The sequence below is a fragment of the Cellulomonas endophytica genome (assembly GCF_004123805.1).
Classification (GTDB): domain Bacteria; phylum Actinomycetota; class Actinomycetes; order Actinomycetales; family Cellulomonadaceae; genus Cellulomonas; species Cellulomonas endophytica.
On the sequence record NZ_RWJX01000164.1, the window covers coordinates 1 to 1403 of the forward strand.

General features: G+C 81.4%; 1 protein-coding gene. It reads left to right on the forward strand.

From position 1 onward, the window contains the following. A partial coding sequence (locus EJA20_RS18465) for a transglutaminase-like domain-containing protein (protein ID WP_164984078.1) occupies window positions 1-1403 on the forward strand: 1403 nt, incomplete at both ends.

Here is a 1403-nt window from a genome sequence, read left to right on the forward strand (position 1 = left end):
CGGCACCCGCGGCCGCGGCCCCCGCCCGACGGTCCCGTGCGGCGCGGGCGGGCGCGGTCGCCGCCGTCGGCGCGCTGGTCGCAGCCGGCGGCTGGGCCGGCCCGTCGCTCCTCGCGGGCGACCCGTCGCCGGGCCGCGGTGAGCGCTTCGTCCTGCGCGACCACGTCGTCCCCCCGTTCGACCCCGAGGCCCTGCCGAGCCCGCTCGCCGGCTTCCGCTCGTTCGTCAAGCGGGACGACGAGGTGCTGTTCCGCGTCACGGGCCTGCCCGCGGGCGCCCGGGTGCGGCTGGCGACCCTCGACCGCTACGACGGCCTCGTCTGGTCGGTCGACGGCGGCGAGGTCCCCGGGGCGGCCGGGCGCTTCCGCCCGCTCGGGGCCGGCGGCGCGGCGTCCGCGGACGTCATCGACGGCACCTCGGACGGCACCTCCGACGGCACCTCCGACGGCACCTCCGACGGCACCTCCGACGGCAGGGTGGCCGGGACCGGCGACGGCGTCCGCGCCCGCGTGCGCGTCGAGGTCGGCGCGCTCGACGGGGTCTGGCTGCCGACCGTGGGGCGGACGCTCGCCGTCGAGGACGCGTCCGGCCTGCCCGAGGACGGGCTCCGCCTCGACGCCGTCACCGGTGCGCTCGTCGCGCCGTCCGGCCTGGCCGCGGGCGCCACCTACGCGCTCGACGTCGTCGTGCCCCCCGTGCCCTCCGACGCGCGCCTCGACCGGGCGGCGGCCGCGGCGGTGGAGCTCCCGCCCGCGACCGGCGTGCCCGAGGCGATCCCCGTCCGCGCGGCCGCCACCGCCCGCGGCGCGTCGACGCCCGTCGCGACGGCCCGCGCGCTCGCGGACGCCCTCGTCGAGGACGGCTTCTTCAGCCACGGACTCACGGCGGCGGGGGACCACCCCTCCCTGGCCGGACACGGCGCGGCCCGCCTGACCGCCCTGCTCGCCGGGCCGCTCATGGTCGGCGACGAGGAGCAGTACGCCGCCGCCCTGGCGCTGCTGGCCCGCGAGCAGGGGCTGCCGTCCCGCGTCGTCGTCGGCTTCGCGCCGGGGGCGGGCGACGACGACGCCGCCGGCACCGGCGGTACGGGCACCGCCGACGCGGGCGCCGACGACGGCACCGGGACCGTCGAGGTCCGCGGCGCCGACGTGCGGGCGTGGGTCGAGATCGCCTTCGCCGGCGTGGGCTGGGTGCCCTTCGACGCGACGCCGCCGCACGAGAGGACGCCGCAGGAGCAGGCCGACGACCGCCCGGACGCCCCCAGCCCCCAGGTCGTCCAGCCGCCCCCGGCGGACCCCGAGGCCGTCCCGCCGCCCGAGGAGGACACGGAGCAGGCGCGCACCGACGGCGCGCGCGAGGACCCGGACGCCCCGGGCGGGCTCGCCGGCGTCGCGCGCGCCGCG